Origin of the sequence: Acinetobacter sp. AOR14_HL, assembly GCF_027855175.1 — a bacterium.
GTDB classification, from domain to species: domain Bacteria; phylum Pseudomonadota; class Gammaproteobacteria; order Pseudomonadales; family Moraxellaceae; genus Acinetobacter; species Acinetobacter calcoaceticus.
Genome location: NZ_JAKTII010000004.1, coordinates 108,980 through 131,048 on the forward strand (window position 1 = coordinate 108,980; position 22,069 = coordinate 131,048).

At 37.3% G+C, this 22,069-nt stretch carries 13 protein-coding genes and 2 pseudogenes; 11 read left to right on the top strand and 4 right to left on the bottom strand.

What is annotated here, in order from left to right; genetic code table 11:
• The first annotated feature begins 4 nt into the window (after positions 1 to 4).
• Complete coding sequence (locus tag MKL38_RS04560) at positions 5 to 721, top strand: response regulator (RefSeq protein ID WP_202741692.1); 717 nt, start codon at positions 5 to 7, stop codon at positions 719 to 721.
• A gap of 87 nt (positions 722 to 808) precedes the next feature.
• Here MKL38_RS04560 and MKL38_RS04565 read toward each other — a convergent pair whose 3' ends face one another.
• A complete protein-coding gene (locus MKL38_RS04565) occupies positions 809 to 2,233 on the bottom strand; it encodes a glutamine synthetase family protein (protein ID WP_270902654.1) in 1,425 nt (474 codons plus the stop codon).
• A 405-nt stretch (positions 2,234 to 2,638) separates the two neighbouring features.
• Between MKL38_RS04565 and MKL38_RS04570 the strand changes: the two genes are divergently transcribed.
• Positions 2,639 to 3,187: a DUF2799 domain-containing protein gene (locus tag MKL38_RS04570; RefSeq protein ID WP_080027388.1), complete on the top strand. Its 549-nt coding sequence runs from the start codon at positions 2,639 to 2,641 to the stop codon at positions 3,185 to 3,187.
• 45 nt (positions 3,188 to 3,232) lie between these two features.
• Here the strand turns inward: MKL38_RS04570 and coq7 are convergent, their stop codons facing one another.
• Both coq7 and MKL38_RS04580 read right to left on the bottom strand, forming a co-directional pair.
• Positions 3,233 to 3,868 carry a 2-polyprenyl-3-methyl-6-methoxy-1,4-benzoquinone monooxygenase gene (gene coq7 / locus MKL38_RS04575; RefSeq protein WP_004791519.1) on the bottom strand — a complete coding sequence of 212 codons (636 nt, stop codon included), beginning with the start codon at positions 3,866 to 3,868 and terminating at the stop codon, positions 3,233 to 3,235.
• Between the two features lie 3 nt (positions 3,869 to 3,871).
• A complete protein-coding gene (locus MKL38_RS04580) occupies positions 3,872 to 5,194 on the bottom strand; it encodes an MFS transporter (protein WP_209831069.1) in 1,323 nt (440 codons plus the stop codon).
• Positions 5,195 to 5,359: 165 nt separating this feature from the next.
• On the opposite strand from MKL38_RS04580, the pseudogene MKL38_RS19270 reads away from it, so the two are divergent.
• The 7 genes and pseudogenes from MKL38_RS19270 to MKL38_RS04610 all read left to right on the top strand — a co-directional run.
• A pseudogene (locus MKL38_RS19270) lies at positions 5,360 to 6,941 on the top strand (POTRA domain-containing protein); the annotation flags it as partial.
• Positions 6,942 to 7,030: 89 nt separating this feature from the next.
• Positions 7,031 to 8,098, top strand: a pseudogene (locus MKL38_RS19275) (autotransporter assembly complex protein TamA); the annotation flags it as partial.
• Positions 8,099 to 8,124: 26 nt separating this feature from the next.
• A complete protein-coding gene (locus MKL38_RS04590; protein WP_270902656.1) occupies positions 8,125 to 12,630 on the top strand; it encodes a translocation/assembly module TamB domain-containing protein in 4,506 nt (1,501 codons plus the stop codon).
• A gap of 318 nt (positions 12,631 to 12,948) precedes the next feature.
• A complete protein-coding gene (locus tag MKL38_RS04595; RefSeq protein WP_270902657.1) occupies positions 12,949 to 14,184 on the top strand; it encodes a lactonase family protein in 1,236 nt (411 codons plus the stop codon).
• A gap of 135 nt (positions 14,185 to 14,319) precedes the next feature.
• Entirely contained in the window at positions 14,320 to 14,682 is a 363-nt protein-coding gene (locus tag MKL38_RS04600; RefSeq protein WP_270902658.1) for a hypothetical protein, read from the top strand.
• A gap of 251 nt (positions 14,683 to 14,933) precedes the next feature.
• Positions 14,934 to 17,573 carry a bifunctional aconitate hydratase 2/2-methylisocitrate dehydratase gene (locus MKL38_RS04605; RefSeq protein ID WP_026056210.1) on the top strand — a complete coding sequence of 880 codons (2,640 nt, stop codon included), beginning with the start codon at positions 14,934 to 14,936 and terminating at the stop codon, positions 17,571 to 17,573.
• A 114-nt stretch (positions 17,574 to 17,687) separates the two neighbouring features.
• Entirely contained in the window at positions 17,688 to 18,269 is a 582-nt protein-coding gene (locus MKL38_RS04610; protein WP_270902659.1) for a hypothetical protein, read from the top strand.
• 125 nt (positions 18,270 to 18,394) lie between these two features.
• Here MKL38_RS04610 and MKL38_RS04615 read toward each other — a convergent pair whose 3' ends face one another.
• The gene (locus MKL38_RS04615; RefSeq protein ID WP_270902660.1) at positions 18,395 to 19,852 is read right to left on the bottom strand and encodes a DASS family sodium-coupled anion symporter; all 1,458 of its coding nucleotides are present in this window, start codon (positions 19,850 to 19,852) and stop codon (positions 18,395 to 18,397) included.
• A 670-nt stretch (positions 19,853 to 20,522) separates the two neighbouring features.
• Between MKL38_RS04615 and MKL38_RS04620 the strand changes: the two genes are divergently transcribed.
• Both MKL38_RS04620 and MKL38_RS04625 read left to right on the top strand, forming a co-directional pair.
• A complete protein-coding gene (locus MKL38_RS04620; protein ID WP_270902661.1) occupies positions 20,523 to 20,957 on the top strand; it encodes a hypothetical protein in 435 nt (144 codons plus the stop codon).
• Between the two features lie 122 nt (positions 20,958 to 21,079).
• Positions 21,080 to 22,063, top strand: a complete 984-nt coding sequence (locus MKL38_RS04625) for an ion transporter (protein ID WP_270902662.1) — start codon at positions 21,080 to 21,082, stop codon at positions 22,061 to 22,063.
• The last annotated feature ends 6 nt before the right edge of the window (positions 22,064 to 22,069 follow it).

A 22,069-nucleotide genomic window follows, 5' to 3' on the forward strand; every position in this document is an offset into this window, starting at 1 on the left:
AGTCATGATAAGTTCAGAAACATCACCTGTAGAAACACGTATTGTGATTATTGATGATGAGCCTCAAATTCGTAAATTTTTAGACATTGCTTTAAGAACACAAAAATACAAAACTACTCTTTGTGAGACTGGTTACAAGGGTTTGGAGGTTTTGGCCACACAAGGTGCCGATTTAGTTATTTTAGATTTGGGTTTGCCAGATTTAGACGGTAAAGAGGTGCTTCAAGAGTTACGTAGTTGGTCGAATGTTCCTGTGATTGTTTTATCTGTACGCGCAGATGAATATGAAAAAGTTGCATTACTAGATGCTGGTGCAAATGACTACATGACCAAGCCTTTTAGCGTACAAGAGTTATTAGCGCGTATACGAGTCATTTTAAGAAACCAACCCATTCAGCAAGAAGCTCATGTTTATGATGATGGCTACCTTAAAGTTGATGTCATGCAGCGTTTAGTGTGGATCGAGCAACAGCCAATTACTTTAACTCGAAAAGAATTTCAATTGCTGACGCTATTAATGCGCTATCAAGGTCAGCTTTTAACACAGCCACAACTTTTAAAAGAACTTTGGGGGCCAACCCATCAGGAAGATACTCATTATTTACGTATTTTAGTGGGCAAGTTGCGCAGTAAACTTGGAGATAATGCAATTCAGCCACGTTATATTGCAACTGAACCTGGTGTTGGATTGCGTTTTTTAGCTAAACAAAATAATCATTAGGTTTATATTAATTAAAGATAAAAAAACCTTAGGGAATTTCTCCCTAAGGGTTTGCAAAGTGGTTTATAGTTTTTTTGCTTTTTTTATTTATATATCCCAATGTTGTTCTGCTTCAGTCATTTGACTGTAAATATTTTGATATTCAGCCTGTTTAACTGTGTACCAATGCTCTACAAAGTCTGCCCCTAAATATCCTTTTAAAATAAGACTCCCTTTAAATATTTTTAAGGCTTCTGGCTGATTGTTGGCTAATAGAATGTGCTCATCAGGAAATTTTAAAAGATGTGCAGGTTTTGGTAGTGGTAATTTATGAGATAAGCCATAAGACACACCGGCTAAAATCGTAGCTGTAACCAGATAAGGATTACAGTCCGCTCCTGCAACACGATATTCTAGACGTTGATTTCTCAAATCTGAGCATGGAATTCGAATTGCGACATTGCGATTATTGGTACCCCAATTTGCTTCTAACGGTACATGGTGCCCAATTTTAAAGCGTCTATAAGAATTAATATTGGGCGCTAAAATAGCCATAGATGCAGGCATTAATTCAATTAGGCCACTAATCGCGCTGAGTAATTTGGCCGAAGGTTCATCTTTTTCTACTGCTGAACTAAATACATTTTCATGGTACTGATTGAGCAAGCTCATATGAAAATGCATGCCACTACCAGCCTTTGCCAAGTTCGGCTTTGCCATGAAACAGGCAGTTAAGTCATGCTTTCTTGCGACTTGTTTTACAATTCTTTTTAAAGCATTAATTTGATCGCACAGCTTTAAAATATCATGAGTGTGTTGAAGGTTTAGTTCGTATTGTCCAGGTGATGACTCTGCAACAATAGCGGTAATTTCAATAGATTGTAGTAGGGCTGCTTTTTCAACTTCTTCTAAGACTTGTTGATAGTTATTTGGTGCATCTATGTCAAAACATTGGTTTTCCAAACATGTTTCAGTGTGATGGTTTGGGGAGAAAAGATAAAACTCCAGTTCAGCAGCCATGACAGGAAAATAATTGTTAGCGTGTAACTGATCTAATAATTTTTTTAATATATTGCGTGGTTCATATCGACAATCTGAGCCACCTTCTTCTTGCATTGTGAGGAAAAGCTGAGCATTCAATTCAGGGAATAAGGCACTTGGTTGCAAGCTGCCTAAAATGGGTAGGCAAAGTCTGTCTGGTTCACCAATATATTTTCCTAGGCCTGTCTCTTCAATAACTTTTCCATCAAGACTCATTGCATAAACAGAAAGTGGAAAATAACATCCGTTGGAGAGATTTCTCAAACTTTTAACATCAATTCGTTTGCCACGAATATGTCCGTTTAAATCATGTAGGCAAATATCAATATGCTGAGTATGAGGATATGAGTTTAAATATTCATCGACTTCTTTCAAAAATAAATCGGGTTGGAAAGTACCGGCTTGTGTTGGTGGAGTAATATCGTTTGATATTTTAAAAGCCTTAAGGTGAGAGTCTTGTAAGTTTAAGTTTGGATAAATATGCGTACTCATTATAAAAACCTTGGTGGTTATTTAGCTAAAATCCTACAGCAAGCTGTGAGGTTAATAGCATAAAAAAAGAGTAAAATGATTAAAGAATCATTTTTGGAATATTTGGATTTTTTGTATGAATAATCAATTGTTTGAGTCTATTTTTTATAATTAAAAATTTAAGTAAAATTAGCGTATAAGGGTAGTCTAAGAGTTAGCAAATTTCTTAGAATTTTATTTTTAAATTAAACAATATTAGTAATTATGACCTTTCAATTTGGTGAGATGGTCAAACTGATTTAAACTTAAAGGCTTATCCAGTGAGTCACTTATTTTTGAAGTCTTGAATAGAGCAAGACCTTTTAGGGTATTTACTGGAATTTTATTTTTGCGTTTTTTTAAATTTATTTTTTGAGTTCTCTTAATATGAAAAATATCGGTTTAGCCATTCTAGCAATCAGCCTTTCAGGTTGTGCTGCAATGAGCGTAGAAGAATGTAAGACTGCAAATTGGTCATTAGTGGGTGAGAAAGATGGTTCAAAAGGTTCGTCGCCACGTTTAGATCAATATTACAAAGCATGTGGAAAAGCCAATATTGTTCCAGATCAAAAGTCATATGAACGTGGGTATAAAGAAGGTCTAGGGTATTATTGCCAGCCAACAAATATTTTTTATAACGCTTTAGAGGGTAGTGGCAATATCAATGTATGCCCAGTTGAGCAGCGTAATCGTTTAAGACCTTATTATCAGGCAGCTTCCGATTACTACAATGCAAAAAATGAATATGACCGTTATGACGAAAAGTTTAAGCAATATTCTGACAATGCTTACAACGAAAAATTAAAGCCAGAAGAGCGTGAACGTTATCGTAAGCTTTTAAAAGAGTTACAAATTGATCGTGACCGTATTAATCGAAACTATTGGAACTCAATTCGAGATATTGAACGTTTCAAATATGATCATGGATTAAAATAATATTTTAAAAAGGATTGATCCGAATTAGATCAATCCTTTGTTTTTTTAAAGGTAATAACTGGTTTTTGTCATGAGCTTTGAAATGGCTGTCATGGTGATTTTTACCGCATACGGTAATTCAACACCACCTGCTTCAAGTGCAGTATGACGATGATGTAATTCATCTTCATTCATTTGCTCTAAAATTTTACGAGAACGATCATCTTGAGCAGGTAACTGGTTTAAATGATCTTGTAAATGAAGGCTGACTTGACGTTCGGTTTCGGCCACAAAACCTAAGCTATATTTGTCACCCGCAATACCAGCAAGTGCGCCCATGCCATACGAAAGCCCATACCAAATTGGGTTTAATAAACTGGTATGACTATTTAGCTCTTTTAAACGAACTTCACACCACGCTAAATGATCTTGTTCTTCAATTGCTGCTTGTTGCATTTCTTTGCGTACATTTGGCAATTTCGCCGTTAATGCTTGTCCATGATAAAGGGCTTGGGCGCACACTTCACCACTATGGTTAACACGCATTAGGCCTGCAACATGACGAGCATCTTCTACACCTAGTTTTGCTTCAACCGATTCGGCCGGATTTTGGCGCTGTGCTGCGGTTGCACCCGGAACAAGACTACGTAATGCTTGATCAAAAGAGTTAATGAGCTGATCAATTCCAGTATAGTGGCGCATAAATTAGTCCTCCAAAGAAAGATGTGCTGTGGCAAGCATTGGTTTTAGACGCGCTAGAAGCCAAATACTAAAGATTGCACTAAGTACAGCTGTAATAATAAATAGTATTTTAATATCAATTTTTAAAACACTTAAGATTAAGATTGAAAAAATTGCAGATGAAACCATAAAAACGGCATTTAAAATATTGTTTGCTGCTACAACACGAGCACGATGTGAACGTGGTGAATAAGCCTGCATCATGGCATATAAAGGAACAATATAAAAACCACCGCTAATCCCAAGTAAAGTCACCGCTAACATGACATGATAGTAAACCCAACCTTGGGTAAAAATATCTTTTAACGTGAGTAATGCGCCAGTTCTTTCGGGTACAAAAGCTAAACTCGCGGCAAGGTAGAGTGCAAAAACGGTAAGGCCAATCGCACCAATTGGTACCATTTTAATATTAATTTCTGAACCACCAATTTTACGGCAAAGAAGAGACCCGACACCAATACCGACTGAAAAGAAAGTAAGCAAAAGGCTGACGACATTTTCTGAAGCATGGAGGTTTTGTTGGGTGAGCTGTGGAATTTGCGTTAAATAAGTAGCTCCATAAAACCAGTACCATGAGTTACCTAGCAAAATAGTGAACACTAAAGGTAAGCTTTTGGCATATTTAATCGTTTGAAAACTCGTACGAAGAAAATTCCAGTCAATCTTTAAATTGGGAGCAGCAACCTTTTGAGGTAAAATGAAGCGACTACATAAATAGCCAATGCAAGCAATAATTACAACAGTAAGACTAATCCACAATAAGTTTCCATGTGATGATGCAATTACAGCACCACCTAAAATCATCCCAAATAAAATTGCCATTGAAGTGCCTGACTGAAACAGAGCATTACCAGACATTAATTCATGTGGTTTTAAAATTTCAGGCAAAATTGCGTACTTGATGGGGCCAAAGAATGTTGAATGTGTGCCCATCAAGAATAGAGCAACGAGAAGTAGCCATAAGTGACCCAGCATGAAACCCGCAGTACCGATGAGCATAATGATGATTTCTAAAATTTTAATGCCACGGACGAGTTGTGAACGCTCATATTTATCTGCAATTTGTCCAGCAGTGGCCGAAAAAAAGAAATAGGGCAAAATAAACAAGAGAGCCGCTAAGTTATTAAGGGTACTTACTGGGGCAGATTGTTGCTGAATCAAACCATAAGTAATCACTAATAATAAAGATTGCTTAAAAACATTATCATTTAATGCGCCAAAAAACTGGGTAAAAAACATCGGTACAAACCGACGTGATGTCATCAGGTGCTCATCTTGTTTCATCATGTGCAAACTTCATTGTGTTTTATAAAAAAATGTGACCGATTGTTAATTTGCATCGAAAACCATGTATGATATTTTTAACGCTTGATTAAATGAAAAATCAATGGTTTTGAGTGAGTTTTACACTCACCTTGGTGCGTTTTATTAAAAATAAGTCTAGAGTTTTCTATGCCTTCTAAAATTAAGTTTAAACAGTCAACTCTCACTCATTCTATGCATTTAATTTTAAAAATGCAGGGAATTCCTAAACTTATTTGTAGCAGCTTGTTGTTAAGTGTTTGTGTAACGCCAAGTTTTGCTCAAACTTCTGTTGCAGCTAGTTCATCAACTGCAAGCCCAACTGTGTCTGATACTTCAGCAGAACAATTAGCGTCAGTGGATCAGCAAAATACTGCTCCAATTACAGATATTGCTACACTTGTGACTCAAGCTCAGCAACAACAAGATAGCTTGGCTATATTGCAACAACAAGAACAATTTCCAAATCAAATTAACGAATTTAAGCCAATTACACTGGATAATCTCGAAGATTTACCAGATATGCCTGTTGACCAAAACATGGCAAATGAAATTTATAGAGTAGCTGAAGAAGCTAAAAATGAAGCGCAGAGTTTTCAAAATGGGACTCAGAAGCTACCTGAAGTAATGGTAAGTGATGCAACGCAGTCTGAAATACAGGAAATTAAACAGGCACCTGTAAATATTGACCAGCTTATGCAAGAGATTCAATCTGATAGCAAGATTGTAGTCGAAGCCAATGAAACTGGAAAAACCTTACAGGAATTAACTCCAGAGGCCGAAGAACCACCTGAGCAAGCTGGTTTCTTTAAGCGTATTTTAAATAAAGTGCGCCCGCCACGTGCAATTCCAATGGAACAAGTACCGCGTATTAGTGCAGAAGTAAGTGGTGCTTCAGATGTGCTGGCTAAAAACATTAAAGGTAAGTTATCAACATTTACTCAAGAGTCATTTGAAGATTTCAATGCTGCTTTACCTCAACTTAGAACATTAAGTAATCAAGCAGCACAAGCGGTTGGTTATTATAATGCTGAGTTCCGATTTGAAAAATTAAGTTCGAGTCGGGTTCGCGTAAATGTTACGCCGAATGAACCTGTACGAATTAATGAGCAAAATATTGAATTTACTGGTGCGGGTGAGAAGCAACCGCAGTTTCAGGTTATTCGTTTAGTTCCTGATCAGGATGTTGGTGACATTTTTAACCATGGTTTATATGAAACCACTAAAAGTCGTATTGTTGATGCCGCATCTAATAATGGTTATTTTGATGCTTACTGGCGTTTGCATGATGTGAAAGTGAGTCAGCCAGAAAATAAGGCTGATATTAACTTGCGTTATGAAACAGGTGAGCGTTACAAATTAGATAAGGTTGAGTTTCGTATGAGTGATCCATCGAAACCTTTGCCATTAAATTTGAATATTTTAGAAAGTATGGCGCCGTGGAAAGAGGGCGATGACTATGCATTTTGGCGGGTAAATACTTTAGCAAATAACTTAACCAACTCGCGTTATTTTAATTACACTTTAGTCGACTCTGTTAAACCAGATCCAATTGAAAAACAACTTGAGCTACCGCCAGATTTACAGGCTTTGGTCGATGAACAAAACATTGATGTTGATGAGTCTAATTTACTTTCACCTGAACAACGACAACTGGCTAAAGCACGTCAATTAGCGACATCTAATAAAGAAGTTACACAAAACGTAGTAGATGAAAAACAGTTTGCCGGAACACAAAAAACAAAAGAGGCAGAACCTCAAACTGCTATGTTGCAAAGTGCGTCAGTTCAGCAGGATGAACAAGAAACTGAACAGGACCGCCTGCAAGCACAAGCACGTGAAACTAAAAGAATTCCAGTCATTGTGACTTTAAATGCAGATAAGCTAAATAGTTTAGAAACAGGTATTGGTTACGGCACCGATACAGGTGCACGTTTACGTAGTCAGTATCGCCGTTCTATTGTCAATAAATATGGTCATTCTTTTGATGCCAACTTGGAAGTTTCTGAAATTCGCCAATCTATTGATGGCCGATATAGTATTCCCTATAAACACCCTTTAAATGACTATTTTAACATTGTGGGTGGATATGAGCGTGAAACACGTGATGATATTGGCCCAGATGTAAGTTTGCTTACTGAATCCGCTGTTTTTGGTGGTGAGCGTGTAATCAAACGTCCGTTAGGGAACTGGCAACACACTTTTGGTGTCCGCTATCGTTTAGATCGTCTTACACAGCAGGGTAATGTGGACGTTTCTGAGTTACCAGATGCTTTTAAAGCAGCCGGAATGGCGTCGGAGCAAGAAGCATTATTATTTGGTTATGAAACATCAAAAACTTCTAGTAATACACGTTTGAACCCAACTAAGGCTTTTAAACAAACCTATAAAGTAGAATTAGGTAGCGAGAGTTTACTCTCCGATGCCAATATGGCAATAGCAAGTGCGGGTTGGAGATTTATTTATTCTCTTGGCGAAAATGATGATCATCAATTCGTTGGAAGATCTGACCTTAGTTACATTTTTACCGATGATTTTGACAAAGTTCCCTACAATCTTAGATTCTTTACTGGTGGTGATCAAACCATTCGAGGCTTTGACTATAAAAGTCTTTCTCCAGAAGAAGAAGGATATAAAATTGGGGGACAAGCTTTGGCTGTAGGTTCTTTAGAATATAACTATCAGTTTAAAGACGGTTGGCGAGCAGCTGTTTTCTCTGACTTTGGTAATGCCTATGATAAAGACTTTAGTAATCCAGCAGCTTATAGCGTTGGGGTTGGAATTCGCTGGAAGTCTCCAATCGGGCCAATCCGTTTAGATGTCGCTTCGGGTATTTCAGATGAAAACCATCCGATTCGTTTACATTTCTTTATAGGCCCACAACTTTAAAAATAAAATTTTATTAGGTTTATTTTATGGCGGAAGTAGAACAGCAGCCAACTTCGGCACCTGGCTCACCTAAGAAACGGCGCATTTTGCGTAGCTTCTTGCTGACGATATTGATCATATTTTTATTATTAGCGTCTTCGTTAGTGATCATGATGTCAACAGATCGCGGAAGTCGTTTTTTATTAGATCGGGTTTTAGACGCTCAGAAAATAATTAAATATGAATACGAGGGCGGGAACTTACTGCGCGGAATTATTCTTAAGAATGTTTTGGTGCAATTAAAGGACGTTGATGTTTCATTAGATAGAGCTGACGTAGGCTTAGGCTGGCGCTCTTTATTATTAGAAAAAGAAGTGCATTTGAGCCATGCGGATGTGCGTAACTTACATATTATTAATAAAACTCCGCCCTCTGGTAAAGCGTTCGAATTTAAGCCTATTAAGTTACCATTTGTTCTACGTGTTGATGAAGCCGATGTTGATCATTTAGAGATTAAGTTAGCGACCTCAGATGTAAGTTTTCATGATGTTCATTTGCAAGATGCACTTTGGTCGGAGACTAAGCTGGAATTTGAAAAATCCAGTATGGATATGGGCTATCTTTCAGTCCACAATGCCACAGGAAAAATGGATTTCAGTGGTAAATATCCATTAGACGCTACAGCAGATTTAAGAATCCCATCTTTAAAAAGTTTAAATATTCAAAATATTAAAGTCGCAGCTCGCGGCAGTTTAGATACTTTAAAAGTTGGTGTTGCAACAACAACCCCTGATTTGTTAACGGGTTGGGTGGTATTACATCCTGTTCGTGATGAAGTTCCAATGCAAGGTGAGTTATTGCTCAAAAATTATCACTTACCTTTATTGGTTGAACAAAAATTATTTGCAAAAAATGGTGTGATCAAGTTTCAAGGTGATATTAAACAACTTAATTTGGCAGTTGATACAGATTTAAAAGGTGAGAATTTACCTGAAGGTCAATACAACGCTTTAATGAATACTGACTTGGTTCATCAGTTGAATATTACTGATTTTAATGGCCAAGTCATGAAAGGTGCTGTTAACCTTAAAGGTTTGGTGAATTGGAAAGATCATGTTACTTGGGATATCAAAGGCCGTTTAGACCATATTAATCCTAAAGACAAAGTAATTCCTCAGGTCGTTCAAGACTTTTTACCGCCAAGTTTAGATGCTGCTGTTGCTTCAACCGGCTCTTTGGAAAAAGGGACTGAAGTATTTGCTAATGTTGATTTTGACCGTTACGAGTCTTGGAAACTTAAGTTTAATCAGGCTCCGGAAAAAAATAATAAACCTCAACCGATGCTCATGAATGTAGCTTGGACGAAAATAGACCGTGCAATGCCTTATGTTGGTTGGTTAAGCAGTGACAGTGGTCAAGTTGATTTAACATTACGTGATGGTCAGCAAGATATTAAAGTTGCTACAAAAGTATATCAGCATGAAAAAACTTTATTGCCAGCAGGACAATATTTAGCCAATCTGAATGTCAAAGATAATGTTTTAAATGTTCCCAATTTTAGTTTTACTGCTGAAAAAGGTAGTTTAACGGGTCAGGCTAAAGTGTTGCTTCCTACTGAAAAACGTCAGTTGGTTTGGAACGCATTGTTAAATGCAAAAGATTTTAACCCACAAAGTATTCATGCGGCAGCACCTGTTAATCTTTTAAATGGTTCGATTAAAGCGAATGGTTTTGCTAAACCAAACCAGCAAATCATTCAATTTGAGAAAATTGATTTAACTGGTCGACTGGCTCAAGCAGGTCAAGAGACTGTAACTTTAGGCGGTAAAAGTACAGCAGCATTATTATTCAATGATGTGAAAGCTGGTGGGGGCTTTAAAGGTTTTGCAGTTAATTATGATGGATCTTTAAAAGCCTTAAAACAGGCAAATGGTTTATTGAAGTTTTCTATAGCAGGTACACCAGATTTTATTCGAATTAACCAGTTACAACACGATGGTGTGGCTGGAAAAATCTATGCAACAGGTTCTGTAAATTTAAAAGATCGTATTGCATGGGATATTAATAGTTCATTGGTTCGCTTTAAACCTCAATATTTTACCTCAGCTGTGAAAGGCGAAATTTCAGGGAATCTGAAAACTCAAGGGGTTTGGTCAGACCATTTGAAACGAATTAATATTCAGCAATTGAACCTTGCTGGCTTTATAAATAATAAACCTGTTCGCGGTAAGGGTAATTTATCTTTATTGATAGACTCTAATCAAAAGGGCTTTTTACCTCAGCAGTTTGAAGCAAATAATTTATTTTTAGTGTATGGGCAGAATCAGCTACAGGCGACAGGTAATGCACAAAATCTAAAAATCAAGCTCAATGCACCTGCACTCTACGAGTTATATCCGGGGTTGCGTGGTCGAGCTTATGGTGACCTAAATGTACAATCACAACCACGTTTAAAAGCAACAGCAAATATTGCCGTAGATAACTTTGCATTTAATAATTTAGTAAGTGTGAAGAGGTTGAGTATTCAAGGTGAACTTCCAACATCGGAAACAACACCGACTCAATTAACAGCTAAGTTAGATAATTTACGTAGTGGTAATCGAGAAATTCAGTCTGCCGAAGTGAATTTGACTGGAACGAGAAAAGCACATTTATTAAAAGTGCTAGGGAATAATAGGATTTCTAAGTTCTATGTTCAGTTGGCTGGTGGTTTTAATCAAAATAATGATTGGTTAGGTCAAATTCAGAAAGGAAGTTTTGATTCACGACGAATTCGTTTGGCACAAAATCAAAATGCTCCTGTGATTTTTTCTTCGGCAAGGTCTGAGCTATATGTAGGTCAACACTGCTGGCAAAGTACTAATAGCCAGCTCTGTTTTGACCAGCCAGTACGGGTAAGTAAAGCACGTGGTAATATTTCGTTTGTAACTCAAAACATGGATTTAAGTGACTTCGCGGCATTTATGCCAGAAGGCTTAGCGATGACTGGGCAATTAAATGGTTATGCCAAGGCATCGTGGGTAAATGGAGGAAATCCAAAACTTGATGCACGTTTAATTACACGCAAAGGTGAAATTGGTTTAGCTGCGGAAGATCCTCAAGACCCTGCAACCACTCTGGCTTATGATGAACTAAGTGTTATTGCAAAAAGTGTATCAGAAGGTCTATTGTTCCGTGTTGATGTTAAAACACCTGATATTGGTACAGGATATGCGAATGTTATTATCAATCCATTCCAGCCTTCAATGCCAATGCATGGTGAGGTCGCTTTTAATGATGTTCAATTAAAAGTCTTGAAACCATTTATTCAAGATGTCCGCACACTAAGTGGAACTTTAGCCTTAGCAGGTAAGGTCAATGGTACATTAACTCAGCCACAGTTTACTGGTGAAATGCGTCTGAAAAATGGTGCAATCAGTATGATTTCGCTGCCAGTTAATTTAACTAATGTTCAGGTTTACTCATCAATTCGTCAAAACATGGCAACCATTGATGGAGCGTTTAACAGTGGTCAAGGTGTAGGGCTTTTAAAAGGCAGTTTTGAATGGAAAGATGCACCACGTCTTCAATTAAACCTCAAAGGTGATAATTTACTTGTACGTCAGGCGCCACTAATTACTGCAATTGCCAATCCAAACCTTACACTTGATATGTATCCTTTCGATAAGCGTTTAAGCTTAAAAGGATCGGTGGATATTCCTCGTGCGCGAATTTCAATGCCAGAAACAACTGCTCCAGTCATTAATACCTCATCAGATGTCCGCATAGTTCGACAAGGCCAAGACCCGCTTGCAATTTTACGTGCTGCTAAACCTTGGGATATTCGAGCTGATATTGCTGTTAATATTGGAAAGCAAGTCATATTCCAAGGCTTTAACAGTAATATTCCGTTAGTTGGTCGTTTAAATTTAAGTCAACGTGGCTACGAAACTGCGATGAGAGCTAACGGGGCAATTGGTGTCAGTCAAAAAGTAAAAATTGAAGCCTATGGACAAAGTCTAGATTTGAATCGAGCGATTGCGCGTTTTAATGGTCCATTGGCAAACCCAACATTAGATATAGATGCAAACAAAAATGTTCAGGGTAGTATGGTTGGGGTGCGTGTTACAGGTACTGCGACATCGCCAAACATTCAGGTTTATAATGATGCAGGACTATCTGAGCAAGAAGCATTAAATGCGCTCGTCACGGGACGTATTAATGAAGGTTCAAGTGGTTTAAGTAATGCAGAAGGATTTAAGTCTGATGTAAATAACACCATTGCTGCTGCTGGTATCAGTATGGGCTTGGGCGGTACACGTGCTTTAACTAACCAGATTGGACGTACTTTCGGTCTAAGTGGATTAGCTTTAGATGCTCAAGGTACAGGTGATGATACTCAGGTGAGCTTAACTGGCTATATCACACCGGATCTGTTTATTCGTTATGGTGTCGGAGTATTTACACCAGTAAACAAACTAACTTTACGTTATCAAATGAACCGCCGTTTATACCTAGAAGCAAGTCAATCTTTAGAAAGAGCGATCGATTTATTCTACAATTGGCGCTTCTAGTAGATGGAAATTAAGTATTAGAAAAGTACGCTTGTAATGCTTTCATTGATTTTAATCAGTAATAACTAAATTAAGAGCTCACCTTCGGTGGGCTTTTAATTTAATAACACCTTCATAACATTTAAAAAAGTTGAATATTTACTATATAAACCATCGATTTTCTTAAAAGTAAGCCCACTTTGAGTAGACTTCTGATTAAAGAAAATTCACTTGAAAATTGCTGTTTTATAAATTAGTTTTCAGAAACATTAAATGAAATTAGATTGATAATACCTTGTTGATAAGTGCAAATAAGGTGAATTTTTCAAGGAAATAAACGTGAAAATAGATACTTATGTTGAAATAAAATATGGCAAGGACAACGATACAAATATTAAATATCGTGGGCTAATTCACAAGTTAACAGCAACATTGTCGTTGACGCTTTTGTCATTTGGATGGTGTTCCGCCGTAAATGCCGCACAGCAACAAATTGCTTTAGTGGGGACATGGACATCTATCCCTGATGCACCGCTTGTGCAAAAACCAAAACAAGCCAGTGAGGGTTTGTACCAGCTTCAAGTGAATAGCGATGGGACTTTAACTCCTGTTAAAGTGTTGAAAATGAAAAGTCCTTCTTGGGTTGTAAAATCGAAAGATGGCCGTTTTGCCTATACCACTAATGAAGAAAATGAAGGAGCGGTGACTGCATTATCAGTTCAAAATGGTAAGGTAGAAGTGTTGAACACAGTGAATAGCCATGGTGGACATCCAACGCATGCATCAATTAGTTTAGATGGTAAATTCCTGTTTGTATCGAACTATTCAGCATTCGATAAAGGTCGTGGTGGGGTGGCTGTTTTACCAATTTTGCCAAACGGCCATTTAGGTGAAATGGTTCAAAATATTGTTTTCGCGGAAGGTTCTGGTCATGTGAAAGGTCGTCAGGAGAGTGGTCATGCACATTCGACAACTTTCAGCCCAGATGGTAAGTATTTATATGCGAGCGACCTTGGAAATGACAAAGTCTATACCTTTCGTTATAACCCAAATAAGCCTCAACCACTCGAAGCAGATAATAGCCGAGATGTGACTTTTAGGCATGGTTCTGGCCCGCGTCATATGGTCTTTTCACCAAATGGCAAACATGCGTACGTTACCGCAGAAATGCGAAGCGAAATTGTGACATTTAATGTGCAAGATGGTCATTTGAAAAAAGTGGCTGAGCTAAAACTAATTCACGAGGACAAAACACCTGAATTTAAGAGTGCGAGTGGAATTATCCTCAGTCCAAATGGCAAATATGTGATTGCTGCCAATCGTGGTGCAGACAACAAACTTTTGGTATTTAAAATTCAACAGAATGGATTGCTAGCTAAACCAGTAGTTTATAAAGCGAATGGTATTGAACCACGGGCTTTCTCCTTCGATGCGTCTGGTAAATATCTGTATGTGACGAACGTTTTTAGTAATAACATTAGTTTATTCCGCTTTGATGCAAAAAATGGCACCTTAAAACCTGCTGGCGATGCAGCAAAAATACCAACGCCTACGGATATCAAATTTTTTAATTAACCAGAATCATGAAACTGGCATTTCTAATGCTTGATATAAAAAGACCGAGGGGGAAATCATCTCGGTTTTTTTGACTGTTTTTGCAAAAATGATGATTTTCCGTATGATATGGGCAGCAATAATTAGTGTAGTGAAATGATGAAAAAGATTTTATTGATGGCAGTGAGTTTATTCTTTGTTGGTTGTTCAGAAAAGAAGCCATTAACACCTGAAGAGCAATGGCATGGCTTTTGTACTAGCGTAGGAAATGCAGCGAGAAGTATTGTTTTTGATCGTCAGCAAGCAATTGAAAAAACTCAAGCAGTTGAGCATGCAAATAAGATTGAAGATGATATTACGAAAAAATTTATTCTTAATGTTATTGATAAAGTTTACACAATTCCAAAAGAAGAACTGACAAAAGATTCTCAAGCACTCCAAGAAAAAGTTAGAAAGCAAGCGATGGATGAGTGTTTGGCAACACCTCATGACAAAATGCCAAAATATAAATCGTTCTAAATGTGTAAGGTTATTGAATTTCCTCTCATGTAAGGCATTTTTGCTTAAAAATAGCCCAGATTTGGCTAATATGCTTATTATTTATACATGGGTATTTAGATACAAAATAATGGGCATCACGGAGAAACACCCCGTTTTCATTAACTTTTACCTTGAACTCTAGTAAACTTTTGTAGTCCATATTACTTGTGAAGCTTTTTAAGAAAGCTGGAATTTGCAAGTAATTTTTCAAAAAAAGAGGAATGAACACCGTGCTAGAAGCTTACCGCCAACACGTTGAAGAACGTGCCGCACTCGGAGTCCCACCGAAGCCACTTGATGATGCTCAAACAGCTCAGCTTGTTGAACTATTAAAAAATCCACCAGCAGGCGAAGAAGCGTTCTTGGTTGATTTGCTTGAAAACCGTGTTCCTGCAGGTGTTGACCAAGCAGCTTACGTAAAGGCAGCGTTCTTGGCAGCAATTGCAAAAGGCGAAGCAACTTCACCACTCGTTTCTAAAGAACGTGCTGTTTACTTACTTGGCACGATGCTTGGTGGTTATAACGTAGCACCACTTGTTGAGCTTCTTGACAATGCTGAACTTGCAAGCCTAGCTGCTGAAGCGTTGAAGAAAACACTTCTTGTATTTGATGCATTCCATGACGTAGCAGATAAAGCAAAAGCGGGTAATGCCAATGCTAAAGCTGTTTTACAATCTTGGGCAGACGCAGAATGGTTCACAAGCCGTCCTGACGTTCCAGAAGAAATTAAAATCACTGTGTTCAAAGTAACTGGTGAGACAAATACTGATGACTTGTCTCCAGCACAAGATGCTTGGAGCCGTCCAGATATCCCATTACACGCAAATGCAATGTTGAAAAACGAGCGTGATGGTATCAATCCTGAAAAACCAGGTGAAGTTGGTCCATTAAACCAAATCAAAGAACTCATCGCGAAAGGCAACCAAGTTGCTTATGTTGGTGATGTTGTTGGTACAGGTTCTTCACGTAAATCTGCAACTAACTCTGTACTTTGGTTCTTCGGTGACGAACTTCCACACATTCCAAACAAAAAAGATGGTGGTGTGTGCTTAGGTTCTAAAATCGCTCCAATTTTCTTTAATACAATGGAAGACGCAGGTGCATTACCTGTAGAAATCGACGTTGCTAACATGAACATGGGCGACGAAGTTGTATTGAAAATTGACCACGCTGCTGCAAAAGTTACTGCTTTTAAAGATGGCGTACAAATTTCAGAAGCAGAACTTAAAACTCCAGTACTTTTAGACGAAGTACGTGCTGGTGGTCGTATTAACTTGATCATTGGTCGTGGTTTGACAACTAAAGCACGTGAAGAATTAGGTCTTGCACCTTCTACATTGTTCCGTACACCAGTACAACCTGCTGATACTGGTAAAGGCTTCACGCAAGCTCAGAAGATGGTTGGCCGTGCATGTGGTTTAGCTGAAGGTCAAGGTATTCGTCCGGGTACTTACTGTGAACCTAAGATGACTACAGTTGGCTCTCAAGATACAACTGGTCCAATGACTCGTGACGAGTTAAAAGACTTAGCATGCTTGGGCTTCTCAGCTGACTTGGTAATGCAGTCTTTCTGTCACACTGCTGCGTATCCAAAACCAGTTGACGTAACAACTCACCATACATTACCTGACTTCATCATGAACCGTGGTGGTGTATCTTTACGTCCAGGTGACGGTATTATCCACTCTTGGTTAAACCGTATGTTACTTCCAGATACAGTTGGTACTGGTGGTGACTCACATACTCGTTTCCCAATCGGTATTTCTTTCCCTGCGGGTTCTGGTCTTGTTGCATTCGCAGCTGCAACTGGCGTTATGCCACTTGATATGCCTGAGTCTGTACTTGTTAAGTTCAAAGGTAAAATGCAACCTGGTATCACTTTACGTGACCTTGTACATGCAATTCCTTACTACGCAATTCAAGCGGGTGACTTAACTGTAGAGAAGAAAGGTAAGAAAAACATCTTCTCTGGTCGTATCCTTGAGATCGATTTATCAGAAATGGAAAATGACTTGACTGTTGAGCAAGCATTCGAACTTTCTGATGCATCTGCTGAACGTTCTGCTGCTGGTTGTTCAATCACACTTTCTGAAGAGAAAGTTGCTGAATACTTACGTTCTAACATCACCATGTTGAAGTGGATGATTGCAGAAGGTTATGGCGATGCTCGTACAATGGCGCGTCGTGCTGAAAACATGCAGAAGTGGTTAGACAACCCAAGCTTGTTAAAAGCTGATGCTGATGCAGAATACTTAAAAGTTTACGAAATCGATCTTGCCGACATCAAAGAACCAATTCTTTGCTGCCCGAACGATCCAGATGACGCTAAACTTCTTTCTGATGTTCAAGGCGACAAGATTGATGAAGTATTCATCGGTTCTTGTATGACTAACATCGGTCACTTCCGTGCAGCGGGTCAGTTACTTGACAAAGTACCTAGTGGCTCATTGTCTACTCGTTTATGGTTGGCTCCACCAACACGTATGGACGAGCACCAATTAATGGAAGAAGGCTTATACAACATCTATGGTCGTGCTGGTGCGCGTACTGAGATGCCAGGTTGTTCACTTTGTATGGGTAACCAAGCACGTGTAGCACCGAACACAACATGTGTATCGACTTCTACTCGTAACTTCCCGAACCGTTTAGGTCAAGGTGCAAATGTTTACTTAGCGTCTGCTGAGCTTGCATCTGTAGCTGCGGTTCTTGGTAAATTACCAAGCCCAGAAGAATATCAACAGTACGCGTCGCAAATCGACAGCGCTTCTGCTGAGATCTACAAATACTTAAACTTCGACAAGATGAGCGAATATACTAAAGAAGCTGATCAAGTTGATACTAAGAAAATCCAAGCTGCTCAATTGACTTAATGAGCTAGGATCAAGAAAAGCCGAAAGGCTTTTCCCTAGCGCAAGAGCAAATCTATGATTTGCTTGAGCAAAAAGATAAAATAAGGGCTGAGTAATCAGCCCTTATTTTTTATAATGAAAAGCATTTTAAATATAGAAAAAAATATTTTTGAATTAGAAAATATTTTGAATAAAAAACAAAAAATTGAAGAGTTGGAAAGCTCAATTCAGCAATTATTCTCCATAATATTAAAAGATTATCCTTATCTAAAATTACCGAAATTTTCAATAATTCCAACAAAGGCTCTAGAGTTTATTGTTTGGTATCAAGACCCGAATGCCATTACTGAAACCTTATTAATTAAGCAAAATAGTTTTGATGCATATTTATGGAGATGTGATGATGAAAAATGGTATTTAGATGATTTCTATTCTGAACCGCGCGAAATCGCCTCTAAATTAATTAAAAATATACCTGTCTTTTATTCAATTCCTGAGAATCCTAAAGAGGTGAAGCACTTGCTTGAAATTGGAATAATGCATTTTAACGAGATTTTATTTCCCATTTTTTCAAACAGAACGTTAGAGGACAGTAGAGAAGTATTGACATGGGATGATCACTTTTTACTAGTAGGTACCCAATTGACCAATCTTAAACTTTATAGTCATGAAGAGTGGAATGCCTTGATTGATAGAGAGAATTCTTATTTAAATTAAAATTAGGCAAAAGATTTTTAAGATTAAGAGATATTTATACTGATGGTAATATTATTTATACATTCGCATTTAAATTTAGAGGAACATTCCTATTAGCATAAGAATGTTCCTCCATATTTATAAAATCACCAATAACCTAACACTTTCCACCACAGTCCGCCAATCACCACAAAGATAATGATGTTAACGACACTCATAACAAAGCCAGCCTTCCACCATTCACCCAGTGTGGTGTAGCCCGAACCGAACACTACAGGGGAAGTGCCAGTCGCATAATGGGTTAATGTCATCATAATACTTGAAGCCGCTGCCATCATTAAGGCAAATAACATTGGCGGTGCACCGAGTGCAAGCCCAGCCGTATAAAAAGCAGCAAACATCGCGGTAATATGTGCCGTAGTGCTAGCAAACATATAATGTGCATACAAATAAGCCAGCATTAACAATAAACAAGCAGGCATCCAGCTTAGACCTAAATGACCAATACTAGTTTCTAAAACACCCGAGAACCACGTGATTAAACCCAATTTATTTAAATAAGTCGCCATCATGACTAATGCTGCGAACCAAGTAATAGTATCCCACGCATTCTTTTGAGTCAGAATATCATCCCAAGTCAGCACACCTGTAAGTAGCAATAATCCTAAACCAATAAAAGCAGTCGTCGTTGGGTCAACAGCCCAAGTAGAGCCAAAAATCATGGCAGGAATACCTGCCCATAGCATCAATAAAATACCGAATACACTAAGCATAATGATTTCATTTTTACTGACAGGTCCCATTTCTTTTAATTTAGTTTTAGCAAACTGAGCTGCATTAGGTGTTTCTTTGACTTCGGGTGGATACATCAAATACATAATCAAAGGCATGATGATTAAAGCAATTAATCCAGGTACTAACATCGCCAGTGCCCAAGTGCTCCAACTTAAAGAAATTTCACTATTGGTCGCCTTTGCCACTAAATCAACTACTAATGGGTTAGGAGCAGTTGCTGTAATGAACATTGCAGAGGTAATCGGGTTGGCTTGGTAGTTAACCAATGATAAGTATTTTCCCATCCGACCTTCAGTGCCTTTAGCAGGATCGGAGTCATAACTAGTAGAAATTGCCAGTACAATCGGATGAATAATTCCACCACCACGTGCCGTATTGCTGGGTGTTACAGGGGCGAGAATGAGTTCGGAAAGCACCATGCTATAGCCAATACCAATGGTTTTTTTGCCCCAAACTGCGATAAATAAATAGCCTAAGCGTGCACCTAATCCAGTTTTTTGCAAACCTTTAGAGATCATGATGGAAATACCAATCAACCAGATTAGGGGGTTAGCAAAGCTACTTAGGGCATCTTGAATGGCTCCACTTGGGCTGTCATTAGTAACACCTGTCACAGCGACTAAGGTGATAGCAATAATCGCAATTGCACCGATTGGCATAGCTTTACCGATGATTGCGGCAATCACACCTACAAACATCGCCAATAAATGCCATGCATCAGGGTCGACTCCAGTAGGTACAGGAATCACAAACCAGATTAACAATGTAATAAATAAAGAAATAAGTGTAGGGAGGGCTTTAAATCCCATGTAATTTCCCCTTGTTTTCATATGTTTAAAAAAAATAAAGTTCTTTATGAGTGAATCGCTAAAGAAAATAAGTATTAAAGTTCTATTATCGATTAAATGATACAAAAATTCAAAAAACTTAAAAATAACGAGTGGGAAGTACTAATTTTCATCTTAATAAAAGGGATAAAATTTTGTGTTAAGAATTTCTTTGTTTTATTTGGTATTATTAAGTTTTTCTGAAATTTTGACTCTGAAATTGATTCAAAAATTATAAATTCTCTGTATGGATATCAGCCTAATAAATAGTACCTAGTATTGTTAGTTTTAGAAAAAGCTATAAAGATATCTAATTAAATTAATATATTCTAATACTAATTTTTAGAAAATATTAAAGATCAGAAAATAAATTATATATCTAGATTAAGATATAAAGAGTGAAAAAATTATTTAATAAAATAACTTATATATAATTTTGGGTAAAAAATAGACTTTATGAATTGTTGTTTTTATTAAAAGTGTGAATTGGTTCATATTTTTATTTAAAAATACTAAATATGACATTTTTTAATTTGATATATATAAAATTAAATATAGTACTAGAAATTAACTGGTTTTTTGTTTTAAAATAATTAAACGAACTTAAAAATAATTAAAAAAAATATGGGTATTTTATATAGGGAATTTAAGAATGCTAAAGACAATTGTTGAATTTAAATTTGATGATTATCAACGATATGATCAAAAAACATACTCTGATGAAGAAGGTGTTTTAGTTCAAAAAACTGAAGATATTGCACAATATATTTTTAGTATTTTGAAAAATAGATATCATTTAAATATAGAGCTATATAGTGAAAACTGGGGATGGCAAATTGAAATTCTTTTGCCCGAAATAACCATGTATCTTGGAATCAGTGTCTATGAAGAATATAGTAATGGATTCGCAATTTTTATTTCTCCAAATACACCTATTTTAAGAAAGTTTTTATTTAGAAAGCTTGATATTACTCATCACATTATGTTGCTGCAAAACTATATTAATCTTATTTTGAAATCACACCCAGGCATCTATGATGTGCAGTGGTGGGAAGAAAATGAATTCCGATGTGTAGCAATGACTTGACCTGAGAAAAAAGTAGAAAATTTTAAATGCTCAAGTGAGTGAAGGAAAATTTATTAAAGACTATATTGGTGAATAGAGGGCGAGAGCTTACTATATCTTTAATATCAAGTGGTCAGATCACTATGCAAAATTCAGCTTGGAAGGGATTGCGTAAGTTTTTCTATAATAATCTTCATAACCATGACTATGAAACTACGGTAAGTAGATGTATTAATTATTTTTTAGTTGTTTTAATTGTTGGCAACGTCGCTGCCGTTTTGTTAGAAACAGTAAATGATTTGTACACAAGCTATCATGTTTGGTTCGACTATTTTGAAGTTATTTCAATTGCAATTTTTAGTATTGAATATCTATTAAGACTATGGAGTGTTGCAGATCGAGATACGACACAATCTGCATGGAAAATCCGCTTGAACTGGATGAAAAGTGGGGAAGCAATTATTGATTTGATGGCAATCTTACCTGCTTATCTTAATTTCTTCGTACGAATCGATCTTCGTATGCTCAGAATATTACGTTTACTTCGTTTATTAAAATTGACACGGTATTTTATCTCACTACAAATATTGTTATGTGTGATTAAGCGTGAGAAGGGTTCTTTTCAGGCAGTTATCTTTATTTTAATTATCATGATTATTATGACTGCTTCTGGAATTTATGTGGTTGAAAATAAAGCTCAGCCAGAAGCCTTTAGTTCAATACCTAAATCTATGTGGTGGGCGGTGGTTACTTTAACCACAGTAGGTTATGGCGATGTCACCCCAGTGACCAGTTTAGGAAAGTTATTAGGCGCACTCATTACCATTTTAGGTGTTGGTATTGCAGCGTTACCAGCTGGTATTTTAGCATCTGGGCTTGCAAATGAACTCAATCAACGGAATCAAAGACTAGAGCAAGAGTTTCGTGAGTTACTTCAAGTACGAGGGATTGATATTTTACATGACGAAGTTGAAATAGAGCGGATACGTCAAAAAGTGGGATTGCCAAAAGAACAAGCGCATAACCTGATTATTCAAATTATGCGTGAAAAAGTATTAGAGGAAGAAGAATCGGTTAGAGAGACAAAATGTTATTGTCCTCACTGTGGCGGTAAGCTAACTGATTAGAAATAA

What these genes read in the sequence shown, in the direction of transcription:
- MKL38_RS04560 (WP_202741692.1), top strand. Translation starts at nt 5, where the DNA reads ATGATAAGTTCAGAAACATCACCTGTAGAAACACGTATTGTGATTATT.
- MKL38_RS04565 (WP_270902654.1), bottom strand. Translation starts at nt 2,233, where the DNA reads ATGAGTACGCATATTTATCCAAACTTAAACTTACAAGACTCTCACCTT.
- MKL38_RS04570 (WP_080027388.1), top strand. Translation starts at nt 2,639, where the DNA reads ATGAAAAATATCGGTTTAGCCATTCTAGCAATCAGCCTTTCAGGTTGT.
- coq7 (WP_004791519.1), bottom strand. Translation starts at nt 3,868, where the DNA reads ATGCGCCACTATACTGGAATTGATCAGCTCATTAACTCTTTTGATCAA.
- MKL38_RS04580 (WP_209831069.1), bottom strand. Translation starts at nt 5,194, where the DNA reads ATGATGAAACAAGATGAGCACCTGATGACATCACGTCGGTTTGTACCG.
- MKL38_RS04590 (WP_270902656.1), top strand. Translation starts at nt 8,125, where the DNA reads ATGGCGGAAGTAGAACAGCAGCCAACTTCGGCACCTGGCTCACCTAAG.
- MKL38_RS04600 (WP_270902658.1), top strand. Translation starts at nt 14,320, where the DNA reads ATGATGAAAAAGATTTTATTGATGGCAGTGAGTTTATTCTTTGTTGGT.
- MKL38_RS04610 (WP_270902659.1), top strand. Translation starts at nt 17,688, where the DNA reads ATGAAAAGCATTTTAAATATAGAAAAAAATATTTTTGAATTAGAAAAT.
- MKL38_RS04615 (WP_270902660.1), bottom strand. Translation starts at nt 19,852, where the DNA reads ATGGGATTTAAAGCCCTCCCTACACTTATTTCTTTATTTATTACATTG.
- MKL38_RS04620 (WP_270902661.1), top strand. Translation starts at nt 20,523, where the DNA reads ATGCTAAAGACAATTGTTGAATTTAAATTTGATGATTATCAACGATAT.
- MKL38_RS04625 (WP_270902662.1), top strand. Translation starts at nt 21,080, where the DNA reads ATGCAAAATTCAGCTTGGAAGGGATTGCGTAAGTTTTTCTATAATAAT.